The following is a 22,168-nucleotide window of genomic DNA, read 5'->3' as shown; positions in this document are numbered from 1 at the left end:
GCGGAGACGCGATCGCGCCAGACAAAAAAGGTGCAGCCGCAAGAGTCTCGGGTCTCCTGCGGCTGCAATCAGAAGATTAGCGGGAGGGTGGTGGGCTGTCCTGCGATTGTCCAGATTCGTTGAGGAAAATGTCTGGTCGGTCCTCGCTGGTAGACACGACCCATGACGTCACCGACCGCGGCCGTGCCCGGGACCGACCCGCGGGAGCGGGCCGAGGAGCACCTGCGCGCGCTGGTGGGGCGCCCCGATGCCACCTTGTACGACGACCAGTGGGCCGCGATCGCGGCGCTGGTCGAGGACCGCCGTCGTGCGCTGGTCGTGCAGCGCACGGGCTGGGGGAAGTCGGCGGTCTATTTCGTGGCGACGTTGTTGTTGCGCGAGCGGGGGGCCGGTCCGACGGTGATCATCTCGCCGCTGCTGGCGCTGATGCGCAACCAGATCGCCGCCGCGGAGCGGGCCGGGATCCGGGCGGTCACGGTCAACTCCACGAACGTGGAGCAGTGGGACCAGGTGCACCAGGCGATCCAGGCCGGGGAGATCGACGTACTGCTGGTGAGTCCCGAGCGGCTCAACAACCCGGGCTTCCGCGACGAGGTGCTGCCGCGGCTGGCGGCGACGTGTGGCCTGTTGGTGATCGACGAGGCGCACTGCATCTCGGACTGGGGTCACGACTTCCGGCCTGACTACCGCCGGATCCGCACGCTGCTGCAGGACCTGCCGACCGGCATTCCCGTCCTGGCGACCACCGCGACCGCCAACCAGCGCGTGACCGACGACGTGTCCGAGCAGCTCGGTGCAGACACCTTGGTGCTGCGTGGGTCCCTCGACCGCGAGTCGCTCCGCCTCGGCGTCGTACGCCTCAAGACCGCGGAGCAGCGGCTCGCGTGGCTGGCCGACCACCTGTCGGAGCAGCCGGGCAGCGGGATCGTCTACACGCTGACGGTCGCTGCGACCCAGGAAGTGGCGGGCTATCTCCGTTCGCGCGGGCACAACGTGGCGGCGTACTCCGGACAGACCGAACAGACCGAGCGCCTGGCGCTCGAGCAGGCGCTGCTCGACGGTGAGGTCAAGGCCCTGGTGGCGACCAGCGCCCTCGGCATGGGGTTCGACGCGTCGCTGGGGTTCGTGGTCAATCTCGGGGCGCCGAGTAGTCCGGTCGCCTACTACCAGCAGGTCGGCCGTGCCGGCCGTGGCGTGAACCTGCCCCCCGAGGGTGCCTCGGTGGTGCTGCTGCCGGCGATCGAGGACCGTGACATCTGGGCGTACTTCGCTTCGCTGGCCTTCCCGCGTGAGGAACTGGTGCGCGAGACGCTTGCCGTCCTTGCCGAGGAGGGCCGGGCGCTGAGCACCGCCGCGATCGAGCCGCGGGTCGACCTGTCCCGCACCCGGTTGGAGACGATGCTCAAGGTGCTGGACGTCGACGGGGCCGTTCGCCGCGTGCGCGGCGGCTGGGAGTCAACGGGCCAGGAGTGGTCCTACGACGCCGACCGCTATGCGCGGGTGGCAGCTTCCCGGGCGGCCGAGCAGCAGGCGATGCTCGACTACCTCGGCTCGGACGAGTGCCGGATGCGGTTCCTGCGCGGACAACTGGACGACCCCGAAGTGGTGGCCGACCCGGCCTGGCGCTGCGGACGCTGCGACAACTGTGGCGGCCTGTCCCTGTCGACGGACGTGTCCGAGGCAGCCGTCGAGGAGGCTGCCGATCGGCTCGCCCGCCCGGGCGTTGCGATGGAGCCGCGCAAGCTCTGGCCGACGGGTCTGTCGGCCATCGGCGTCAGCTTCTCCGGCAAGATCCGCCAGCCGGCCGAGACGGGCCGGGCGATCGCGCGGGCGACCGACCTGGGCCACGGTGCCGCGCTGCGGGGACTCTTCGCGATCGACGCCGAGGACGGTCCGGTCCCCGTCTCGCTGGCCCGCGCGATGGTGACGATGCTGCAGGACTGGCAGCCCAAGGTCGACGCGATCGTGGTCAGCGAGTCGGAGCGTCGTCCGCAGTTGACCGCGGACCTGGCCAGCGGGCTGTCCCGCTTCCTCCAGATCCCGGTCGTCGGTCGTTGGGCGATCGTCGACCTCTCCGTCGGCCCCGACCGCGGTGCCACCAACTCTGCCCAGCGGGTCGCCGCGGTGTCCCGGCGCTGCGCGCTGCAACTCGACGATCCCGCGGCCGTCCGTGACGCCCGGGTCCTGCTCGTCGACGACCGGAGCGTGACCGGGTGGTCGGTGACCCTCGGTGCGGCGGCGTTGTACGACGCGGGGGCGGCGGCCGTCGTACCGCTGGTGCTCGGGCTGACCAACTGAGGCGCGTCTCCCCCTCGACAGAAACTAGAACGCGTTCTACTGTCGCGCCATGAGTGTGCCCCGCTTCGATCGTCCCCTCAAGGTCATCCAGTGGACGACCGGCAACATCGGCCGCAGGTCAGCGCACGCCATCCTCAGTCGCCCCGACCTTGAGCTCGTCGGTGTCTATGCGCACGGCGCGGACAAGGTCGGCAAGGACGCGGCCGAGCTGTGTGACTGGCCCGAGCCGACCGGGGTGATCGCCACCAACGACATCGCTGCCCTGCTCGCGCTGAAGCCCGATGCGTGTTGCTACAACCCGCTCTGGCCGGACATCGATGAACTGGTCGCGCTCCTGGAGGCGGGGGTCAACGTGTGCACGAGCGCCGCCTGGATCACCGGCGGCAAGCAGTCACCGGAGGACCGGGCTCGCATCGAGAAGGCCTGCGTCGAGGGCAACGCAACGATCTTCGGCAGCGGCGCGCACCCGGGCATGACCAACGTGATCGCGATGACGCTCAGCGGATCGTGCGAGCAGGTCGACGAGGTCCGGATCACCGAGTCCGTCGACTGCTCGACCTATGAGTCCGCCGAGACCCAGACCGCGATGGGCTTCTCGCAGGACCCGGCGACGCCCGGCCTCGCCGAGAACGTGCGCCGCGAGAGCGAGGTCTTCGCCGAGTCCGCCGCGATGATGGCCGACGCGATGGGCGTGACCCTGGACCGGATGACGTTCGACGTCACCTTCACGGCCGCGACCGGTGACTCCGACCTCGGCTTCATGCAGATCCCCGAGGGCACCGTTGCCGGGGTGCTCGGCTACCACCGCGGCTGGGTCGGCGACCGCAATGTCGTCAGCGTCGGCTTCAACTGGACGATGGGCAGCCACGTCGCGCCCCCGAAGCCGCTCGCCCACGGCCACGTGATCCAGGTCTTCGGCGTCCCCAACATGCGCACCGTCCTGCACTGCCTGCCCCCGGAAGGATGGACCGAAGAGGGCTTCATGGGGCTCGGCATGATCTACACGGCGCTCCCCGTGACCAACGCCGTGCCGTACGTCGTCTCTGCCGCACCCGGCATCGTCACGCTCGCCGACCTGCCGCCGATCACCGGGCGGATGCGCGCCTGATCGCGTCCGGGCCGCAGCGTCCCCCGATCGACGCCTCCTCGCGCCTAGATTGGCGAGCATGAACGACGACGCTCCCACTCCTGGCACGCCGGATCCCGCAGCGGACTCGAGCGCCGCGCCGCCGCCTCCGCCACCGGCGCCGCCGGTCCCGCCGCAGTTCCAGCCCGACAAGACCGTGATGCGGCCCGCGGACCCCCAGCCCGACGAGACCGTGCTGGTGACGCCCGGAGCGCACGACGGCGGACACGGCGGAGCGCACGCAGGCCCGCCCGCCCCCGAGTCGCCCGACGACACCGGCCTGCTCCCGTTCGGTGCGTTCGAGGGCCCAGACGCAGCGGCCCAGCCCGGCGGGCCGATCCACCCGGAGTTCCCGACCAAGGCCTCGAAGGCCGGCAGTACGGGTGCGCTGATCGCCGTCGGGACCGGCCTCCTCGGCGCGGCCGTCGGCATCTCCGCGATCCGCAGTCGCGACACCGATGACGGCTCCCTCGACTGGTCCAACTTCGGCGTCGGCCTCGGCGCCACCGCGGTGCTGCTGCTCGTGGCCATCCTCGGCGCGGTCGTGGCCCGTCGTCGTACGGGCGGGCGGGCGCGCGAAGAGGTCGTCACCTGGCCGGGCGTGATCGGGATCCTCGCCACCGCTGTGGTCCTCAACGTCGGCATCGACAGCGACGACACCTGGATGGGCTACCTCACCGGCGCCGTCCTCGTCGTGCTCGCGATCATCGGGTACGTCGCCGCGAGGCGGGCCGCGTTCGTGGTCGTCGCCATCGCGGGTCTGGCGATCATCTATGCCCTGGCCTTCGATGACTTCGTCGCCGACAGCGTTGATGGGAACGAGCAGGTCATCGGGGCAGTCCTGGTCGCCGTGTTCGTCGTGTCCGTCACCCTGCTCGGTTGGGCGCTCCCGAGCCGGGCCGTGAGTGGTGTCGCTGTCGGCGTGGCCGGTCTGGTCGGCTTCGTCGGGATCATGGCGACGTTCGTGGTGACCCGTCTCCTCGGCGACTTCTTCGGCAGCATGTTCGGTGGCTACCAGGACATGGACATGTATGACGACGTCGAGTCCTCCGAGAGCTACCTGACCGTCGAGGAGGTGGGCTTCCACGAGTCCGACGTGTGGTGGGTCCTGGCCTTCGCTGCGCTCCTCACGGTGCTGTGGGCCCTCGCTGCGGCCATCTCGAACCACTCCGGCTTCTCGCTCCTGGCGATCGCGATGCCGATGCTCATGGTGCCGCTGGCTTCCGTCGCGCTGGCGGCCGAGCGCCCCAGTCAGTGGTCGGGTGCGCTGGCCGCCTCCGGCGCCGTACTCCTTCTCGGTGGGGTGGGGTTGACCCGCCTGCGCGGCAAGAAGGTCGCCAAGGCGATGTGATCAACCCACGACCGTTCCCGGCGACGACGTGGCTCCTCCAGGGGTGCTACGTCGTCGCCGAGGTCGTGATCGGCCTGAACGTCACCGGCTACTCATTCGTCGACGACACGATCAGTGATCTCGGTGCGACGACGTCGCCCGGTCACGCCGCGATGAACGTGGTGTTCGTGGTCTTCGGTGTCTCGCTCGGACTGGGCGCGTGGTTGCTGCGGGACTCCCGGCCGCCGGGGCGCCTCGCGACGGCGTCGCTGGTGCTGTGGATCGTGGCCGGCATCAGCTCGGTGGCCGTCGGGCTGACGCCGAACAACCTCCATCCCGGCCTGCACGGTGGCGTCGCGGCGTGGGTCTTCGTCGCCCAGCCCCTGGCCCTGGTCCTCCTTGGTCTGAGCCTGCGCGAGCGGCACCGTCGTTTCGCTGCGGCCACCGTGGCGGTGGGCGTCGCCAGCTTCGTCGGCTCGCTCGGCTTCCTGGTCCTGCTCAACGCCGACCACGGGGCAGGGGCGTTCGAGCGCCTTGCGCTGTGGCCGGGCTATCTCTGGGTCACGGTCCTCGCGTGGTCCGCGTGGTCCGCGTGGACGGTGGAACCGCAGGACTGATCAGGGGCGCAGTGCGGCCAGTGCGTCCAGCACCCTGGCCAGTCCGAAGTCCCAGGCGTGCAACGGGCTGGAGGCCGCCCCCATCGCCTCGCCGGCGGCGGCGCCCACGGTCTGCGCCAACGGGAAGTCGTCGCCGAGGTAGGCGCCGAGTCGCCCGCTCCACTCCGGCCAGTGCTCGGCCATCTCGCCGGCACGCGGGTCGGGCCGCAGCGCACGCGCAGAAGCCCTGACGAAGTCGAGGGCGAAGGTCAGGGCGGCGTCGCAGGTCACCGGGTCGAGGCCGAGCGGCACCAGTGCGGCCAGTTCGTGGTCGTACTTCGCGATCGTGCCGGGGCCCAGCGCCGTCCGGTCGTCGTCGATGTCGTGCAGCCACGGGCGTCCGCGGAGGAGGGCCAGGTTCGCCTCGGCCACCCGTTGCACGCGGCTGCGCCAGCCGAGGCGTCCGTACGACGGCCGCTCCATCTGGGCATGCGCGGCGTCGGCCATCAGTACGAGCAGGTCGTCGCGGCCATTGACGTGCGTGTAGATCGACATCGTCGACACGTCGAGGGCCTCGGCGAGCCGCCGGATCGTGACGGCCGCCAGCCCGGAGGCGTCGGCCAGTTGCATCGCCGTTTCGACGACGTCCCCGGTCGAGACGCGCGCCCGTGGTCCGCGGATGCCTCCGGTCGGGGCGTCGGGGTGGTCCCGCCAGAGCAGGTCGATCAGCGAGCGCGGCAACTTTTCCTCCTGGTGGGGAATCATCTTATAACACTGTACGTTGTACGTCGTACAAGGTTAAACGCACAGAGGAGTTCCCGATGCAGGTCACATCCACCGCCATCTCCCTCAACGTCCCCGACGTCGAGGCATCCGCCCGCTTCGCCACCGACCACTTCGGCTTCACCGAGGCCATGTCGGCCGACGGCTTCGTGTCGCTGGAGCACCCGTCCGCTGCGCTCAACGTGATCTTCCTGCGTACCGGACTGGAGACCTTCCGGCCTGCAGAGATCGCCGGGTCCGCCGGGCAGGGGCTCCTGCTGGTGTTGGTCGTCGAGGACCTCGACGACCAGTTCGCCCGGATCTCCGCCGCCGGGGCGAAGGTCGTCACGCCGCCCGAGACCGAGCCGTGGGGCGAGCGGTACTGCCAGTTCGCAGACGGCAACGGCCTCGTCTGGCAGCTCGTGCAGTGGATGGTGACGCCTGAGTGACCGCCCGCGAACAGCTGTCGGCCCCGGGGATTACTGTCGCTCCGGTGAGCTTCGTTCCCGTCACCGGCCCGGCAACATTCCGGGCCGGCGACCCACCGACGATCGAGTTCACCGACAAGGTCCCCGGCGCCCGAACGATCGCGCTCCCGGTCAACGCCGCGTTGCCCGTGCTCAGCCGGGCGCACACCCGCGACGACGCCCATCCCAGTGTCGCCCTGCTGAGCGGCGCGGCCCTGCTGGCGTTGCGCTTCGTCGCCGCCGGCAAGGTCGCGCCGGCGCCCGACGGAGCCACCGGGTGGCGGGTGGACGGCCTCGACGAACGCGACCACGACGCCGTACGACGCCTCGCCGAGGCCCGGTCGTACGACGACCTGCCGGCCGCCGACGCGGTCGGAATCGTCCGCCAGGTGCTCGATGCCGTCGCCGACACGATGCCGCGCGCTGCGCCAGCAGTGCGGGCGCGTCCGAAGCCGGTCGAGGGAGACGCACCGCGCGAGCCGGAGGCCTTCGCCGAGCGGGTGCGCCAGCGCCTGGCCGAGCGAACAGCTCGCCAGCGGACCGCCAACACCGAGGCGGGGCTGGCCGAGGACGGCACGCCCCTGCCCGAGCTCGTGCGGATCTCGCTCCGCGTGGAGGCGGCCGAGGAAGAACTCGTCGCGGGTGCCGTCCGGGTGGTGCTGCAGGTCCACGACGAACGCGATCCGCTGCACGTCGCCGACGCGGCGCTGTTGTGGACCACCGGCGCTGCCGAACACGGCTTCGGGGCCCGGGCGCGGATCCACGCGAGCATCGCACTCCGGGCCGCGGCGGACGTGTGGCCGACCCTTGACCGGTTGCTCGCGCTGTCCGTGCCCGACCAGTTGACGCTCGACGGCGAGGAGATCTCCAGCCTGCTCGACCACGTCGGGCCGCTGCGCAGCGCCCGCGTCGACGTCCACTGGCCGCGCGCCCTCGGTCCCGAGCTGACCGCGCGCGCGGTGCTCGACCGGCGCCCCGACGCTGCGGACAAGGGGGGCAGGGGCGGCAAGATCGAGCGCAACCCCGAGTTGCCGCTCCAGGACAGCCCGTTCTCGACCGAGGGCCTGTTCTCGTTCTCCTGGCAGATCGCCCTGCACGGCGACCCCCTCACCGAGGACGAGATGACCGAACTGGCCGCCGCGGCCAGCCCGATCATCAAGCTCCGCGGCGCCTGGACCGTGGTCGATCCGACGACCGCACAGCGCGCCCGCAAGCGACTGATCCGCAAGGCCACTGGTGCCCAGGCGCTGGCCGCTGCGCTCACCGGCGTCACGGACCTCCCCGCCACCGAGGCCACGGCCACCCAGCCGGCCGAGCCCGCGACCGCACAGGTCATCGTCGGAGCCTCGCTGCTCAAGGTGCGCGAGCAGGTGCTGGCGGCTGCAACCCGCGATCCGCTGGCCGCACCGGAGGGTCTGGACGCGACGCTGCGTGACTACCAGCGCCACGGGCTGACCTGGCTGGCCGACCTGACCGGGCTCGGCCTCGGCGCGTGCCTCGCCGACGACATGGGGCTCGGCAAGACGATCACCTTGATCTCGTTGCACCTGCACCGCCTCGAGAGCGGCGCCTCGGCAGGTGGTCCGACCCTCGTCGTGTGCCCGGCCAGCCTGCTCGGCAACTGGCAGAGCGAGATCCAGCGGTTCGCGCCCGGTCTTGCGGTGCGCCGGTTCCACGGCGGAGCGCGTTCACTCGAGGGTCTCGACGGTGGGTTCGTGCTGACGACGTACGGCACGCTCCGGAGCGATCCCGCCAGCCTGGCCGCGATCGAGTGGGACCTCGTCGTCGCCGACGAGGCGCAGCACGTGAAGAACTCCCGCACATCGACCGCCCGCGCACTGCGCCAGGTGCCGAGTCGGGCGCGGGTCGCGCTCACCGGCACGCCGGTCGAGAACGACCTCACCGAACTCTGGTCGATCCTCGACTGGTGCGTGCCCGGCCTGCTCGGCAGCCGCCAGGCGTTCCGCCGGGTGTGGGCGGCGCCGATCGAGTCCGGCGCGGAGCCGACTAAGGCGCGCCAGTTCGCCGACCTGATCGGCCCGTTCCTCCTGCGGCGCCGCAAGTCCGACCCGGGCATCGCGCCGGAGTTGCCGCCGAAGACCGAGACCGATCACCTGCTGGGCCTGACCCGCGAGCAGGTCGTCCTCTACGAAGCCTTCGTGAAGGACTCGATGGAGCGCATCGAGCGCGCCGACGAGGAGACCCGCCGCGGCCTCGTCCTCGCCCTGCTCACCGGGCTCAAGCAGATCTGCAACCACCCCGCGCAGTTCCTCAAACAGGGCGCCGGCGCGCGCCTGAGCGGCCGCTCGGAGAAGTTCGAACTGCTCGACGAACTGGTCGCCACCGTCCTCGCCGAGGACGGCGCCGTCCTCGTCTTCACGCAGTACGTCGCCATGGCCCGCCTGATCGAACAGCACCTCACCGCCGCCGGCGTGCCGCACCAGTTCCTGCACGGCGGGACGCCCGTCAGCGCCCGTGAGGCGATGGTGCGACGGTTCCAGGCGGACGACGAACAGGGCGTCCCGGTCTTCCTGCTCTCGCTGAAGGCCGGCGGTACGGGCCTCAACCTGACCCGCGCCGACCACGTCATCCACGTCGACCGCTGGTGGAACCCCGCCGTCGAGGACCAGGCCACCGACCGGGCTTACCGGATCGGCCAGACCAAGCCGGTCCAGGTGCACCGGATGGTCACCCGCGGCACCATCGAGGAACGCGTCGCCGCGCTCCTCGACCGCAAGCGCAACCTCGCCGACGCCGTGCTCGCCCGCGGTGACGCCGCGCTGACCGAGCTCAACAACGAGGAACTCCGCGACCTCGTGACCCTGCGCAAGGAGCAGCGCCGCGAGGCGCTGCTGTCCGCCGACGAGCGGGACGACTGATGCGCACCACCTTCGTGCGCCAGACGCTGCCGCGGCGCGGGGTGCGGTCGTGGTGGGGCAAGGCGTGGCAACGGGCTGTCGAAGAGGCGGCCTACTCCGACGCCGAGCTGCGCCCCGGCCGGGTCAGCGCGCGCCGCGGTGACGTCGGCGGCATCAGCATCGACGCGGGCAACCTGCTGGCCGCGGTCCGCGCCGGCGATGACGCCTGGACGGTCGAGGTCGTCGTACCCACGCTGGAGGCGAGTGCCCGCAGGGCGCTCATCGACGTCGTGGCTGCGGAGTCCGGCCGGATCGCCGAACTGCTGGCCGGCAACCTGCCGCACGACTTCGTCGAGCACGTCGAAGAGGTCGGCGTCGAGCTCCTGCCGTACGGCGGCGAGTTCTCCGCGACCTGCACGTGCCCGCACTACCTCGACCCGTGTGCCCATGCGCTGGCGGTGTTGTTCCAGGTTGGGTGGCTCGTCGACGCCGACCCGCTGGTGCTCTTCGCGTTGCGCGGCCTGGATCGCGAGTCCCTGTTGTCCGAACTCCACGAACGAGACACCGCACAGGGCACGTCGATCGAGCGACCGATCGCCGACCTCGCTGACGACGTCGAGATCGTGGTGGACGCAGCGATGCGGGCGCAGCGTGCGCTCGAGTTGTTCGAGTGGGGCGAGGACCTGCCCGAAGGCCTGGTCTGACCGCAGCAGGTCACTCGGGCAGGGCGAGGACGCGCAACTCGGACTGGTAGGCGGCGTACGTCTTCCGCATCTCGTCCGCCGGCCAGTTGCGGGGCAGCAGCGCCTCCGGCAGCAACGGATCGCTGGCGAGGTGGCGCACCAGCGACGCCGCCACGGCCAGGCGCGCCGCCGGAGCGGTGGCCTTCGACAGCATGCGCAGCAGGGTGCGCCCGTCCTTGGCCCAGCCGGTCAGGTCCCACAGGTCGGCGGCCAGATTCGCCGGGTCGCCGTCGGGTCGCGCGGAGAAGGTGGTGAGGACGACGTCGTCGGCGTACCCGCGTGCGCGGCTCAGGTTGGCCGGACGCGTCCACACGCCCTCGCGGACTTCGGCGAGGCGGTGCGCAGTCAGCTGGTCGCGGAGGGCGGCGCGCTCGGGCCCGGAGCGACCGGACACGACCACGACGGCCATCTCCCAGGAGCCGTCCCACGGGATCTCGTCGTCGAGGACGGCCTCGTCCTGGTGCTGCTGGCGCCGGGCCAGTCGCGCGCCGAGGGCGTAGTCGCCGTCGGCTCGGCGCAGGTCTCCGGCGGCCACCGCGCGGGTCAGCGCGACCCGCACGGTCGAGGCCGGGATGTCGAAGTGTTCGCCCGCGCGGACCAGGGCAGCGGGACTCATCCGGTCCGGGTGCGAGCCGAGCAGCATGCTGAGCAGCACCGACCGTGCCGACAGATGCGGCAGCGACGTGGGATCGGGGGGCACTCCGTCACCCTCCCACGAGCCCGTGACTGTTACAACGATGGACACAGTTGTCTTGATAGATGTAACGTGTTCGACATGACCGACGAGGCTGCCTGGCGGCGTTCTGCGTACGACGGACCCGCGTCGCCGTATCGCGATGCTCCGGCGCCGGGTGAGCAGGTGCCGTCGTACCGGACGCTCACCTACGAAGTCGACGGCCGCGTGGCGCGCCTGGTCTTCAATCGCCCCGAACAGGGCAACTCGATCACTCCGGACACACCCGTCGAACTCGCGGACGCCGTCGAGCGCGCCGACCTGGACCCGCGCGTGCACGTCATCGTCCTCAGCGGTCGCGGGAAGGGCTTCTGTGGTGGGTACGACCTGGCCGCCTCGGCAGAGGGGCTGATGGACGGGGGTCTCGACAAGCTCGACCACCGGGTGGGCAACGTCCCGACGACTGGCACCGTGCTCGACCCGACCGTGCAGATGTGGAATCACGATCCCGAAGGCACATGGGACCCGATGGTCGACTACGCGATGATGAGCCGCTTCACCCGTGGTTTCGCCAGCCTGCTCCATGCGAACAAGCCGACCGTTGCGAGCATCCACGGCTTCTGTGTGGCTGGCGGCACCGACATCGCGTTGCACTGCGACCAGATCCTGATCGCGGCCGACGCCAAGATCGGCTACCCACCCACCCGCGTCTGGGGCGTCCCGTCGGCCGGACTCTGGGCGCACCGCCTCGGTGACCAGCGCGCCAAGCGACTCCTGTTCACGGGAGACTGCCTCTCCGGCCGCGAAGCCGCGGAGTGGGGCCTGGCCATCGAAGCGCCCGAAGCCGCCGACCTCGAGGAACGCACCGAGATCCTGGTGCAGCGGATCGCCGCCATGCCGCTCAACCAACTGATGATGGCCAAGCTCGCGCTCAACTCCGCCCTCCTCGCGCAGGGCGTCCAGAACAGCCAGATGATCTCGACCGTCTTCGACGGCATCTCGCGCCACACCCGCGAGGGTTACGCCTTCCAGCAACGTGCCGCCGAGGCCGGCTTCCGGCAGGCCGTACGTGAGCGGGATGCAGCGCCGTACGACGACTTCGGACCTTCGACGAACAAGGGATGACCGAAATGACGACCCACGAAGTGTTCAACCAGGTTCCGCCGCTGGTCGGCCACGACACGGCCGCCGACCCGGCGCTGCTCGAGGGCATCGAGCGCGAGGGTGCCGGGTGGGCGCTCGACGAGATCCACGAGGTCGGCCGACTGGCCGGCACCGAAGAGGCCCGCGAGTGGGGTCGGCTCGCGGAGCGGGTGCCGCCGCGCCTGCACACCCACGACCGTTACGGGCGTCGTATCGACGAGGTCGAGTACGTGCCGTCGTACCACCGGCTGATGGAGACGGCCGTCTCCCACGGCATCCACGCGGCTCCGTGGGCCGACGACCGGGCGGGCGCCCACGTCGCCCGGGCAGCGAAGTTCTACGCCTGGAACGTCGACGCCGGCCACGGTTGCCCCATCTCGATGACGTACGCCGTCGTCCCGGCCCTGCGCGCGAACCCGGAACTCGCGGCACGGTTCGAGCCGCTGCTCACCAACCGCTCCTACGACTTCGGCCTGCGCGACCCGGAGACCAAGACCGGCCTGATCGCCGGCATGTCGATGACCGAGAAGCAGGGCGGATCCGACGTCCGCGCCAACACGACCACCGCCGTCGTGCAGCCGGACGGGACGTACCGGATCGTCGGGCACAAGTGGTTCACGTCGGCCCCGATGTCCGACATGTTCCTGACGCTCGCACAGGCGCCGGGCGGGCTCTCCTGCTTCCTGCTGCCGCGGGTGCTGCCGGGCGGCGACGCCAACCCGATTCGCTTCCTGCGGCTCAAGGACAAGCTGGGCAACAAGTCCAATGCGTCGTCCGAGATCGAGTACGACAACGCGATCGGCTGGCTGGTCGGCGAGGAGGGCAAGGGCGTCAAGACCATCGTCGAGATGGTCAACATGACCCGCCTGGACTGCGTCATCGGCAGCGCCTCGGGCATGCGGTCCGCGCTCGTGCAGGCCACCCACCACGCCCAGCACCGCTCTGCGTTCGGCAAGCACCTCATCGACCAGCCGCTGATGCGCAACGTGCTGGCCGACCTCGCGCTCGAGTCGGAAGCCGCGACGACCGCGATGATGCGGCTGGCCGGCGCCAACGACCGCGCGATCCAGGGCGATGAGGGAGAGGCCGCGCTGCGCCGCCTCGCACTCGCCGCGACGAAGTACTACGTCTGCAAGCGCGGCCCGGCCGTCGCGGGTGAGGCGCTCGAATGCCTCGGCGGCAACGGCTACATCGAGGACTTCGACCTCGCCCGGATCTACCGCGAACTCCCGCTGCTCTCCATCTGGGAGGGCTCCGGCAACGTCGCGGCCCTCGACGCCCTGCGCGCGATCGGCCGCGAGCCGTTGGCCCTCGACGCGTTCTTCACCGAGGCCGACCTGGCCGCCGGTGCCGATCCGCGGTACGACGACGCGGTCGCGTCGCTCAAGAAGGAACTAACCAGCTTCGACGACCTCGAGCTCCGCGCCCGCCGGATCGTCGAGCAGATCGCGGTCGTGTTCCAGGCCGGCCTGCTGCTGCGCCACGCACCGTCCGCGGTGTCCGACGCGTTCTGCGCGAGCCGCCTGTCGCGCGACTGGGGCAGCGCCTTCGGCACCCTGCCCGCCGGCCTCGACCTCGCCCCGATCCTGGAGCGCGCCGTCCCGGGCTTCTGACCCGGGACTAGGGAACGTCGAGAGCGGCCAGCGCCATCGACCCCAGCAGTGCCCGCAGTTCGGCGTCCGGGATGTCGTGGCCGGCGCGCGGCGTGGAGTTGAGCAGGCCGAACGCGGCCTGGATCGCGGCGTGCGCGGCCGGGCGGCTCAAGGCGGGCCGCAGGGCCTGCAGCTCGTCGGCCCACAGATTGATGTAGGAGCGCTGGAGGCGTCGTACCTGCGCCCTGGCGTCCTCGGGCAGTGACTCCCAGTCCCGGTCCTGTACGACGATGAGTGGGCGGTGCGACGTGGCGAACTCGACGTGCCAGTCGACCAGCCCGCGCAGGGCCGCGGCGGCGTCCCCGGCGCCCGCGTCGACCCGCTCGCGGCCGACGTCGAGCAGGCGCTCACTGATCGAGGTCAGCATCTCGGCGAGCATCGCCTGCTTGGACGTGAAGTGCTTGTAGAGCGCCGGACCGGAGATGCCGCAGGCCGCGCCGAGGTCGGCAACAGAGACGCCGTGGAACCCGCGGGCCGCGAAGAGATCGGCCGCGGTGTCCAGGATCTGTTCCCGCCGACTGACCTCGCTCATCCCCGAAGGCTAGCGACCTGTCACCTGCAGTGGTCGCTGATGTACTCGCCGACGGCGTCCGACGTGGGCGGGTCGGCCTCGACGGCGGTCTGGAACGCCTCGACGGAATCGCTCTTCCGGACCAGGCCCTCGACGTGCTCGAGCTCGGCAGGTCCCGGAGCGGGCAGGTTGTCGGGCACGCCCACCTCGTCGAGGGTGTCGAAGGCGGTCACGATGCGCTTCCACGAGTCTTCGTCGTCCGGCTTTGCCCCGTCGATCGCGGCATCGACCTCGGCGAGGGCGTCGCAGAAGCTGGTGGTGGAGCTGGCCTTGGAATCGTCATCGCCGTCCCCGGAGCAGCCGCTGAGTGCCACGGCGAGGAGCAGGGCCACGCAGGCGGAGAGGGGTGTACGCATGGACGGGAGTATGGCCGTTGTGATCCTGTCGTCGGTCACGGGGCATTGCATCGGAGGTTAATGATCGTTAACCTCGGACTCGTGTCCGAGACCTCCACCAGTGACCCCACCCTCGGGGAGTTGACCGCCGAGCTGCGCGAGCGGCTTGCCCGTGTCCGTCTGGGCGGCAGCGAAGCGGCCCGCACCAAGCACACCGACCGCGGCAAGCTCCTCCCGCGCGACCGGGTGGACGGCCTGCTCGACCCGGGCAGCCCCTTCCTCGAGATCGCCCCGCTGGCCGGCTTCGGCATGTACGGGAAGGACGGCGACGACTACGCCGTCCCGTCTGCCGGCATGGTCGCCGGCGTGGGCCGGGTCCAGGGCCGCAACGTCCTCGTCATCGCGAACGACGCGACGGTCAAGGGCGGCACCTACTACCCGATCTCGGTGAAGAAGCACCTGCGCGCGCAGACCATCGCCGCCGAGAACAACCTGCCGTGCCTCTACCTCGTCGACTCCGGCGGCGCCTTCTTGCCCAAGCAGGACGAGGTGTTCCCCGATCGCGAGCACTTCGGCCGGATCTTCTTCAACCAGGCCAACATGTCGGCCCGCGGCATCCCGCAACTGGCCGCGGTCATGGGCTCCTGCACCGCCGGTGGCGCCTACGTCCCCGCGATGTCCGACGAGACCGTCATCGTGAAGAACCAGGGCACCATCTTCCTCGGCGGCCCGCCGCTGGTGAAGGCGGCGACCGGCGAGATCGTCACGGCCGAGGACCTCGGTGGCGGTGACGTGCACGCCCGCAAGAGCGGTGTGGTCGACCACCTCGCTGACGACGACGCGCACGCGCTGCAGATCCTCCGCGGCATCGTCAGCACCCTCCCGGTCTCGACAGGCTCGACCACCGGAGGGGACCTCGCGCCTGTCGAGGACCCGCTCGAGCCGCCCGAGAGCCTGTACGACGTCGTCCCGAGCAGCACCCGGACGCCGTACGACGTGCGCGAGGTGATCCGGCGCCTCGTCGACGGCAGCCGCCTCGCCGAGTTCAAGCAGTTGTACGGCGAGACGCTGGTCTGCGGCTTTGCCCGCATCCACGGGCACCGGGTCGGGATCGTCGCCAACAACGGCATCTTGTTCAGCGAGTCGGCACTCAAGGGCGCGCACTTCGTGGAGCTCTGCAACCAGCGCGGCATCCCGCTGTTGTTCCTGCAGAACATCTCCGGCTTCATGGTCGGGCGCGAGTACGAGAACCGTGGCATCGCCCGCGACGGCGCCAAGCTCGTCACCGCGGTCGCCTGCTCGGTCGTGCCGAAGTTCACCGTCGTCATCGGCGGCTCGTTCGGCGCCGGCAACTACGGCATGTGCGGCCGCGCCTACGACCCGCGGTTCCTGTGGATGTGGCCCAACTCCCGGATCTCCGTGATGGGTGGTGAGCAGGCCGCCGGCGTGCTCGCGACCGTCGCCGGACGTGAGGACGACGAGGACTTCAAGCAGCCGATCCGCGACCAGTACGAGACGCAGGGGTCGCCGTACTACGCCACGGCGCGGCTCTGGGACGACGGAGTCATCGACCCCGCCGACACGCGACGCATCCTCGGCATGGCGCTCGACATCACGTCCGCCGTGCCGACGCCTGCGCCCAACTACGGCATCTTCCGGATGTGATGACGATGACCGACACGAGCAACACCGTGATCAACACCGTCCTGGTTGCCAACCGCGGCGAGATCGCCCGCCGGGTGTTCCGCACCTGCAAGGACCTCGGGATCCGCACCGTCGCGATCCACACCGACGTCGACGCCACGGCGCTGCACGTGCGCGATGCCGATGTCACGATCCGGATCCCGAGTTACCTCGACGCCGACGCCGTCCTGGCTGCCGCGAAGGAGGCCGGTGCCGACGCGATCCACCCCGGCTACGGCTTCCTGTCCGAGAATGCCGGGTTCGCCCGTGCCGTCACCGGCGCCGGCATCGCCTGGGTCGGTCCGTCGCCGACCGTCATCGAGCAGATGGGCCGCAAGGACGCTGCCCGCGACCTCGCCGTCGCCGCGGGCGTCCCGGTCGTGCCGTCGTACGAACTGACGGACGATCCGACCTCGTTCGTCTATCCGGTGTTGGTCAAGGCCGCCGCCGGTGGCGGTGGCAAGGGCATGCGCGTCGTCCGGTCCGCCGCCGAGCTCGAGCCCGCGATCGCCGCTGCGAAGCGCGAGGCCGCCAGCGCGTTCGGCGACGACACGATGATCATCGAGAAGTACGTCGAGCGCGGTCGCCACATCGAGGTCCAGGTGCTCGGCGACGCCCACGGCCACGTCGTCCACCTCGGCACCCGCGAGTGCTCCGTGCAGCGACGGCACCAGAAGGTCATCGAGGAGGCGCCCGCGCCGGCCCTCGCCGACGAGCTGCGGGGCCGGATCCACGACTCCGCGGTCGCCCTCTCAGCGGCGGTCGCCTACAGCAACGCCGGCACCATCGAGTTCCTCCTCGACGCGTCCACGGGCGACTTCTACTTCCTGGAGATGAACACGCGCCTGCAGGTGGAGCACCCGGTCACCGAGATCCACAGCGGCACGGACCTGGTGGCCCTGCAGTTGTCGGTCGCAGCGGGGGAGCCGCTGCCGTTCGACCAGGCGGGCGTCGCATTCGGCGACCACGCCCTGGAGGCCCGGATCTACGCCGAGGACGCGTTCGGCGGCTTCCTTCCGCAGGCCGGTACCGCGACGACGGTGCGCTGGCCCGACTCGGTGGTTGAGGTGCGAGCGGAGCGAGCCTCGAAACCCCGTGTCGACCACGCCCTCGAGTCGGGGCAGGTCGTCAGTACGTCGTACGACCCGATGCTGGGCAAGGTCATCGTCCGCGGCAAAGACCGTGAGACCGCTCGACGCCGGCTCGTCGTGGCCCTCGATGACACCGTGATTCTCGGACTGACCACCAACACCGGCTTCCTGCGGGCGCTGGCCGATAGCCCCGAGTTCGCCGAGCCCGGCGGGATCGACACCGCCTGGCTGGACCGCCACGAAGTGCCGCGACCGGACCCGACTCCGGCACGAGAGATCGCTGCCCGGCTGTGGCTCGATGCGAACAGCGCTGCCGACGGCCCGTTCGTCGGCGACGGCTTCCGGATGGGTTCCGCTCCCGTCATTCCCACGGTCGAGTTCGACGAGCGCGCCACGCCCGTCGCCCGCGTCCCGGAGGGAACCGTCGCTCGCGTCGACCTGCACGGCGTGGAGCTCGCGCACCACGGCCAGCGCTACGTCTTCGTCCGTCCCGACGCGACCACCGATCACGGTGCCGCGGCCAGCGACGGCACGATCCTCGCCCCGATGCCCGGCACCGTCCTCGACGTCCGGGTCGCCGAGGGAGACCAGGTCACCGAGGGCACCGTGCTGGGCGTGATCGAGGCGATGAAGATGGAGCTCGCGCTCAAGGCGCCGTACGACGGCACGGTGGCCAGCGTCGCCGCCGTGACCGGCCAGCAGGTGGCCCTGGGAGCCATGCTCTTCGTTGTCGAAGCGGAGGAGCCCGCATGACCGCCCTGCCGATGGTGGTTCACGAGCCCGGCCTGCCGCCGAAGGTCACCATCTACGAGGTCGGTCCGCGCGACGGCCTGCAGAACGAGAAGGCGATCGTGCCGACCGAGGTGAAGGCGGCGTTCGTGCAGCGCCTGCTCGCGGCCGGGCTGCCGATCGTCGAGGCGACCAGTTTCGTCCACCCGAAGTGGGTGCCCCAGCTCGCTGACGCGGCCGACCTGATGACCGGCCTGAAGGCCGAGCTCGGCGACGCTGCCCTGCAACTCCCCGTCCTGGTCCCCAACGAGCGGGGCCTCGATCGCGCCGTCGACCTCGGGCTGCGCCACGTCGCCGTCTTCGCTTCGGCCACCGAGACGTTCGCGCAGAAGAACCTGAACCGCACGATCGAGACCCAGTTCGAGATGTTCGACCCCACGATCGGCCGTGCCCTGGAGTCGGGGATGGACGTCCGTGGCTACGTCTCGATGTGCTTCGGCGACCCGTGGGAGGGACCTGTCCCGATCGAACAGGTCGTCGCCGTGGGCCAGCGCCTGCTCGACCTCGGCGTTGGCCAGCTCAGCCTCGGGGACACCATCGGTGTCGCCACCGCCGGTCACGTCCGCACGCTCGTCAACGCGTTCACCGACGCGGGGATCAGCCCCGATCGGCTCGCGCTGCACTTCCACGACACCTACGGCCAGGCGCTCACCAACGTGCACGCAGGCCTCCAGGCCGGCGTGACGACGTACGACGCCAGCGCCGGTGGTCTCGGCGGGTGCCCCTATGCCAAGAGCGCCACGGGCAACCTCGCCACCGAGGACCTGGTCTGGTTCCTCACCGGTCTGGGCATCGAGCACGGCGTCGATCTCGACGCCGTCGTGCAGACCAGTGGCTGGATGGCCCAGCAATTGGGGCGTCCGAGCCCCTCCGCCGTCGTCCGGGCCCTGCTGCACTGATTGGCCGAGCGTGTCTTCGGCGCAGCGAGGGCAGCAAGCTGCCGCCGACGCCTCTCGCCACGCTGCCGGCTGATTCGCACCAATTGAGCCAGCGCTACGGTTGGACCATGAGTGGTCAACGGCGTGCCTGGGGGTGGGCCGCTGCGCTGCGCAGCGGGAGCACCACGCCGTGGCAGGACTGGCTGAACACGGCGGATCCCGGCGAGGCCGACCCGTTCTCGTCGTACCTGCCGGGAGCCCAGCAACTCGGCCTGCTGCGGCGCGCGAACCTTGCCGCCGAAGCGACGGGACGGAAGCTCCCGCGCGCCACCGCCGACCGGATTCTGGCTGCGGGCGTCACCGGCCGCGGCCGCGGTGACCTGCCCGTCGCTGGCGACGGCGAGCCGCAGCGGTTCGGACCACGTCCGGTCGATCCGGACACGTTGCCCGAGCACGAGTTCCTCCGCGTCGCAGCCGGACTGATCGCCGACGACATCGCCGCGATCGAGGAGGCCCCGCCGCAGCGGCGCGGCCTGGTCGACCGGGTGCGCGACGCGCGACGCCCCCAGGAACAGCCCTTCGTGATCGTCGGAGTTCCCTGGCGGGCCCGCGCGATGAGCGCCGCTCTCGCGGCGCAGGGTCTGCGTCCCGGCGGGCGCGGGGCGACGGCGTACCTCCTTGCCGATGACCTCGGCACGGTCGTGGCCGACGCCTGGACTGCCCGCGCCTTCGACCAGGGCGGTCCGACCTGGCCGGAGTTCGTGGAGATCTTCGCGACCGCCGGCCGGTTGCCCCCGCGGGCCGACCTGCCGAGGATGGCCAACGCCGCCGTGCAGCGGTACGGCGCCGCGCAGGTCCGGGTCGTCCTCGACCCGTCGGCGCTGGCCGCCGAACTCGGTGTCGCATCCGTTCCTGAGCCGCCCCGGCTCGGCGCGAACGCCGTCGACCTGGTCCGCCGCGTGGGTCAGCCGCTCGGTGGGATGGTTCCGTCCGAGGCCCGTCCCCGCCTGCTCCGCGCCGCCCTCGTCGGGCGGCTCGACGGCCGCGGTGGCCCGGCGCTGACCGTCCCTCCGGGCTGGGAGACCTGGCTCGCGACACAGGCTGAACGCACCCACCACGAGATCGCTGCTGCTGGCTACCCTGTGCTCGGCGATCTCGATCGAATGTTGCCCGGTCCGCTCGCGGCGGACCCCGTCGAACCTGTCGCCGCCGAGGTCCTGGCGCTCGCGCTGGGCCTGCTGCTCGATCCTGTGCGCCCGCCCGTGAAGGAGGCATCGTGAGTCGCCGGGTCCTCCTCCATGTCGGGACACCCAAGACGGGGACGTCGTACCTCCAGGAGGTGCTGTTCCAGAACCGGGAGCGCCTCCTCGAGCAGGGCGTGAACTATCCGGCGGACCGTTTCGACGCCCACTTCCTGGCCGCACTGGACCTGATGCGGCTGCCGTGGGGCGGGCTCGAGCAGGAAGCCGTCGGCGCGTGGGACCGACTGGCCGAGACGGTGCGCGAGCACGACGGCATCTCGATCATCAGCCACGAGATCCTCGCCACCGCCTCGCGCACCCAGGTGGAGCGGGCGTTGTCCTCGCTCGGCCACGAGCCCGACGGCAGCGGTGCCGAGGTGCACCTGATCGTTTCGGCGCGCGATCTGGTGCGCCAGATTCCTGCCGAGTGGCAGGAGAACGTCAAGCACCGGGCGAAGTTCCGGTTCTCGCGCTTCCTCGACCTGATCCGCGATCCCGAACGCAGTGACCGGGTGGGGTCGTGGTTCTGGGGGGTCCAGGAGATCCCCGACATCCTGGCCCGCTGGGGCGCGACGATTCCCCCCGAACGGATCCACATCGTCACCGTGCCGCGCCCCGGCGGTGCGCCGGAGGTGCTGTGGCAGCGCTTCAGTGCGGCCTTCGGTCTCGACGACCTGGACCTCGACCTCGGCGCGGATCGCGCCAACGTCAGCCTCGGCGTGCCGGAGACGGCGCTCGTACGACGCATCAACCGGGCGGCCGCCGGCGACCTGCGGGCCCACCACTACCGCTACCTGGTCCGCGAACTGCTCGCCCACCGCACCCTGTCCGCGCGCACCGATTCACCGCGGTTGGCTCTCCCGCCGGACCAGTTCGACTGGATCGCCGAGCTCACCGAGGAGTGGATCGCCGAGCTCGCGGACAAGAAGTACGACGTCGTGGGCGACCTCGCCGATCTCCGGGGAACCCGGCCGAAGGCCGAGAAGTGGTCCGACCCGGACCGGCCGTCCGAGCGTCAGGTCGCCAGCGCGGCGGTGGATGCGTTGCGGACCCTGCTGGTCGAGTCGGTCCAGCGGGAGAACGAGCTCGACCGGCTCCGCGGCGAGATCGACGACCTGCAGCGCGAACTGGCCGAGGCACGGGTCTCCAGGACGCGGCGCTCGATGGAGCGCACGGTGCAGCGGCTCGAGAGCAGCCGCAGCGGCAGCAAGGTCCTCGGGGCCTACCGGACGGTGCGGGGCAGGAACTCCCGGCCGGCGTAGCGGCCGACCTTCCAGGTGCTCCAGCCATCGGTGGCTGCCCCGACGGCGCCGCCGACGACGGGCACGCGCTTGCCGAGGGTGGTCGCCATCCGCTTGCCGATCACCCGCGTGATCATCTCGGTGGCCAGCGCGGAGGACACCGTGCGGTCGAGCTCCGGGTCGTGCTGGGGTGCGGTGGCGATCGCCATCGGCGGAGCCGGCAGCAACTTGCGCTTGACCATCTTGACCACCGCGTCGTCGCCCAGGACCGTCACCAGGATCGCGTTGCGCACCCGCGGGTCGTCGAGGTCATAGCCACGCAGGTGCGCGATGCCCGCGACCATCCGGCACTGGATGAGGGCGAGTCCGGCGATGCTGGCGGGAGCCACGATCGTGGCCGTGATCAAGCCGCCGAGGTTGGTGGTCAGACCTTCGACACCCGCGTAGGCGACGTGGTTCTGGATGAGTTCGCGGATGGCCTTGTCGACGTTCCCGTTCTGCTCGCGCAGCTGGGTCTCCGCGGCCTGGGCCGCGGGAGGCAACGGACCGGCGCCGGCGATCGCCCGGTTCAGCGCCTCGCGCACGAACGACTGGGTCAGTCCCGGCGCCATGTGGGTGATCCTGGGCGCGACCTTCCGGGCTGCCTCGACCGCGAGACCCTTCTTCAGACGAGATGCCATGGTTCGATCCT

The 22,168-nt window shown here is 70.9% G+C and carries 19 protein-coding genes; 14 read left to right on the top strand and 5 right to left on the bottom strand.

The genetic code is table 11. The features are described from left to right. The first annotated feature begins 162 nt into the window (after positions 1-162). The 4 genes from HRC28_RS01765 to HRC28_RS01750 are packed head-to-tail and all read left to right on the top strand — an operon-like array spanning position 163 to position 5,371. Positions 163-2,298 (top strand): DEAD/DEAH box helicase, encoded by a 2,136-nt coding sequence (locus HRC28_RS01765; protein WP_182378384.1) that lies wholly within the window; start codon positions 163-165, stop codon positions 2,296-2,298. A 49-nt stretch (positions 2,299-2,347) separates the two neighbouring features. Then, positions 2,348-3,406, top strand: coding sequence for a dihydrodipicolinate reductase (locus HRC28_RS01760; RefSeq protein WP_182378382.1), 1,059 nt, complete (start codon positions 2,348-2,350; stop codon positions 3,404-3,406). 58 nt (positions 3,407-3,464) lie between these two features. Continuing rightward, positions 3,465-4,775, top strand: a complete 1,311-nt coding sequence (locus HRC28_RS01755; protein ID WP_182378381.1) for a hypothetical protein — start codon at positions 3,465-3,467, stop codon at positions 4,773-4,775. Further along, positions 4,772-5,371 (top strand): DUF998 domain-containing protein, encoded by a 600-nt coding sequence (locus HRC28_RS01750; protein WP_182378378.1) that lies wholly within the window; start codon positions 4,772-4,774, stop codon positions 5,369-5,371. The genes HRC28_RS01755 and HRC28_RS01750 overlap by 4 nt, the downstream gene beginning before the upstream one ends. On the opposite strand, the gene HRC28_RS01745 is transcribed toward HRC28_RS01750, so the two are convergent. Beyond that, positions 5,372-6,115, bottom strand: coding sequence for a TetR family transcriptional regulator (locus HRC28_RS01745; RefSeq protein ID WP_202033195.1), 744 nt, complete (start codon positions 6,113-6,115; stop codon positions 5,372-5,374). It lies immediately after the preceding gene. A gap of 56 nt (positions 6,116-6,171) precedes the next feature. On the opposite strand from HRC28_RS01745, the gene HRC28_RS01740 reads away from it, so the two are divergent. Genes HRC28_RS01740 through HRC28_RS01730 form a run of 3 tightly spaced genes read left to right on the top strand, consistent with a single transcriptional unit; the run spans position 6,172 to position 10,141 of the window. Further along, the gene (locus tag HRC28_RS01740) at positions 6,172-6,561 is read left to right on the top strand and encodes a VOC family protein (protein ID WP_182378375.1); all 390 of its coding nucleotides are present in this window, start codon (positions 6,172-6,174) and stop codon (positions 6,559-6,561) included. Between the two features lie 44 nt (positions 6,562-6,605). Further along, a complete protein-coding gene (locus tag HRC28_RS01735) occupies positions 6,606-9,458 on the top strand; it encodes a DEAD/DEAH box helicase (protein WP_182378374.1) in 2,853 nt (950 codons plus the stop codon). Further along, positions 9,458-10,141 carry an SWIM zinc finger family protein gene (locus HRC28_RS01730; RefSeq protein WP_182378372.1) on the top strand — a complete coding sequence of 228 codons (684 nt, stop codon included), beginning with the start codon at positions 9,458-9,460 and terminating at the stop codon, positions 10,139-10,141. Before HRC28_RS01735 ends, HRC28_RS01730 begins: the two co-directional genes overlap by 1 nt. Positions 10,142-10,151: 10 nt before the next feature. Here the strand turns inward: HRC28_RS01730 and HRC28_RS01725 are convergent, their stop codons facing one another. Then, positions 10,152-10,880, bottom strand: coding sequence for a PaaX family transcriptional regulator C-terminal domain-containing protein (locus HRC28_RS01725; RefSeq protein WP_182378371.1), 729 nt, complete (start codon positions 10,878-10,880; stop codon positions 10,152-10,154). A gap of 75 nt (positions 10,881-10,955) precedes the next feature. Here HRC28_RS01725 and HRC28_RS01720 point away from each other — a divergent pair, with 75 nt between their 5' ends. Both HRC28_RS01720 and HRC28_RS01715 read left to right on the top strand, forming a co-directional pair. Beyond that, positions 10,956-11,978 (top strand): crotonase/enoyl-CoA hydratase family protein, encoded by a 1,023-nt coding sequence (locus tag HRC28_RS01720; protein ID WP_182378370.1) that lies wholly within the window; start codon positions 10,956-10,958, stop codon positions 11,976-11,978. Between the two features lie 5 nt (positions 11,979-11,983). Further along, complete coding sequence (locus HRC28_RS01715; RefSeq protein WP_182378369.1) at positions 11,984-13,609, top strand: acyl-CoA dehydrogenase family protein; 1,626 nt, start codon at positions 11,984-11,986, stop codon at positions 13,607-13,609. Between the two features lie 7 nt (positions 13,610-13,616). Here HRC28_RS01715 and HRC28_RS01710 read toward each other — a convergent pair whose 3' ends face one another. Further along, positions 13,617-14,180, bottom strand: a complete 564-nt coding sequence (locus HRC28_RS01710) for a TetR/AcrR family transcriptional regulator (RefSeq protein ID WP_182378368.1) — start codon at positions 14,178-14,180, stop codon at positions 13,617-13,619. 20 nt (positions 14,181-14,200) lie between these two features. Further along, positions 14,201-14,575, bottom strand: a complete 375-nt coding sequence (locus HRC28_RS01705; RefSeq protein WP_182378367.1) for a hypothetical protein — start codon at positions 14,573-14,575, stop codon at positions 14,201-14,203. 81 nt (positions 14,576-14,656) lie between these two features. Here HRC28_RS01705 and HRC28_RS01700 point away from each other — a divergent pair, with 81 nt between their 5' ends. The 5 genes from HRC28_RS01700 (at position 14,657) to HRC28_RS01680 (ending at position 21,498) form a co-directional block, all read left to right on the top strand. Next, on the top strand, positions 14,657-16,219 hold the full coding sequence (locus HRC28_RS01700) for a carboxyl transferase domain-containing protein (RefSeq protein ID WP_237111656.1): 1,563 nt from the start codon (positions 14,657-14,659) through the stop codon (positions 16,217-16,219). A gap of 5 nt (positions 16,220-16,224) precedes the next feature. Continuing rightward, complete coding sequence (locus HRC28_RS01695) at positions 16,225-18,081, top strand: biotin carboxylase N-terminal domain-containing protein (RefSeq protein ID WP_182378365.1); 1,857 nt, start codon at positions 16,225-16,227, stop codon at positions 18,079-18,081. Then, positions 18,078-19,016: a hydroxymethylglutaryl-CoA lyase gene (locus HRC28_RS01690; protein ID WP_182378364.1), complete on the top strand. Its 939-nt coding sequence runs from the start codon at positions 18,078-18,080 to the stop codon at positions 19,014-19,016. The genes HRC28_RS01695 and HRC28_RS01690 overlap by 4 nt, the downstream gene beginning before the upstream one ends. A 107-nt stretch (positions 19,017-19,123) precedes the next feature. After that, entirely contained in the window at positions 19,124-20,275 is a 1,152-nt protein-coding gene (locus HRC28_RS01685; protein WP_182378363.1) for a hypothetical protein, read from the top strand. Next, complete coding sequence (locus tag HRC28_RS01680; protein ID WP_182378362.1) at positions 20,272-21,498, top strand: hypothetical protein; 1,227 nt, start codon at positions 20,272-20,274, stop codon at positions 21,496-21,498. The genes HRC28_RS01685 and HRC28_RS01680 overlap by 4 nt, the downstream gene beginning before the upstream one ends. Here the strand turns inward: HRC28_RS01680 and HRC28_RS01675 are convergent. After that, a complete protein-coding gene (locus HRC28_RS01675) occupies positions 21,459-22,157 on the bottom strand; it encodes an EcsC family protein (protein ID WP_182378361.1) in 699 nt (232 codons plus the stop codon). The genes HRC28_RS01680 and HRC28_RS01675 overlap by 40 nt on opposite strands. Positions 22,158-22,168: the final 11 nt, after the last annotated feature.

Origin of the sequence: Nocardioides sp. WS12 (assembly GCF_014108865.1) — a bacterium.
Lineage (GTDB): Bacteria > Actinomycetota > Actinomycetes > Propionibacteriales > Nocardioidaceae > Nocardioides.
Note: the sequence above shows the minus strand (reverse complement) of the source record. Positions and strands in the feature narration are given on the sequence as shown.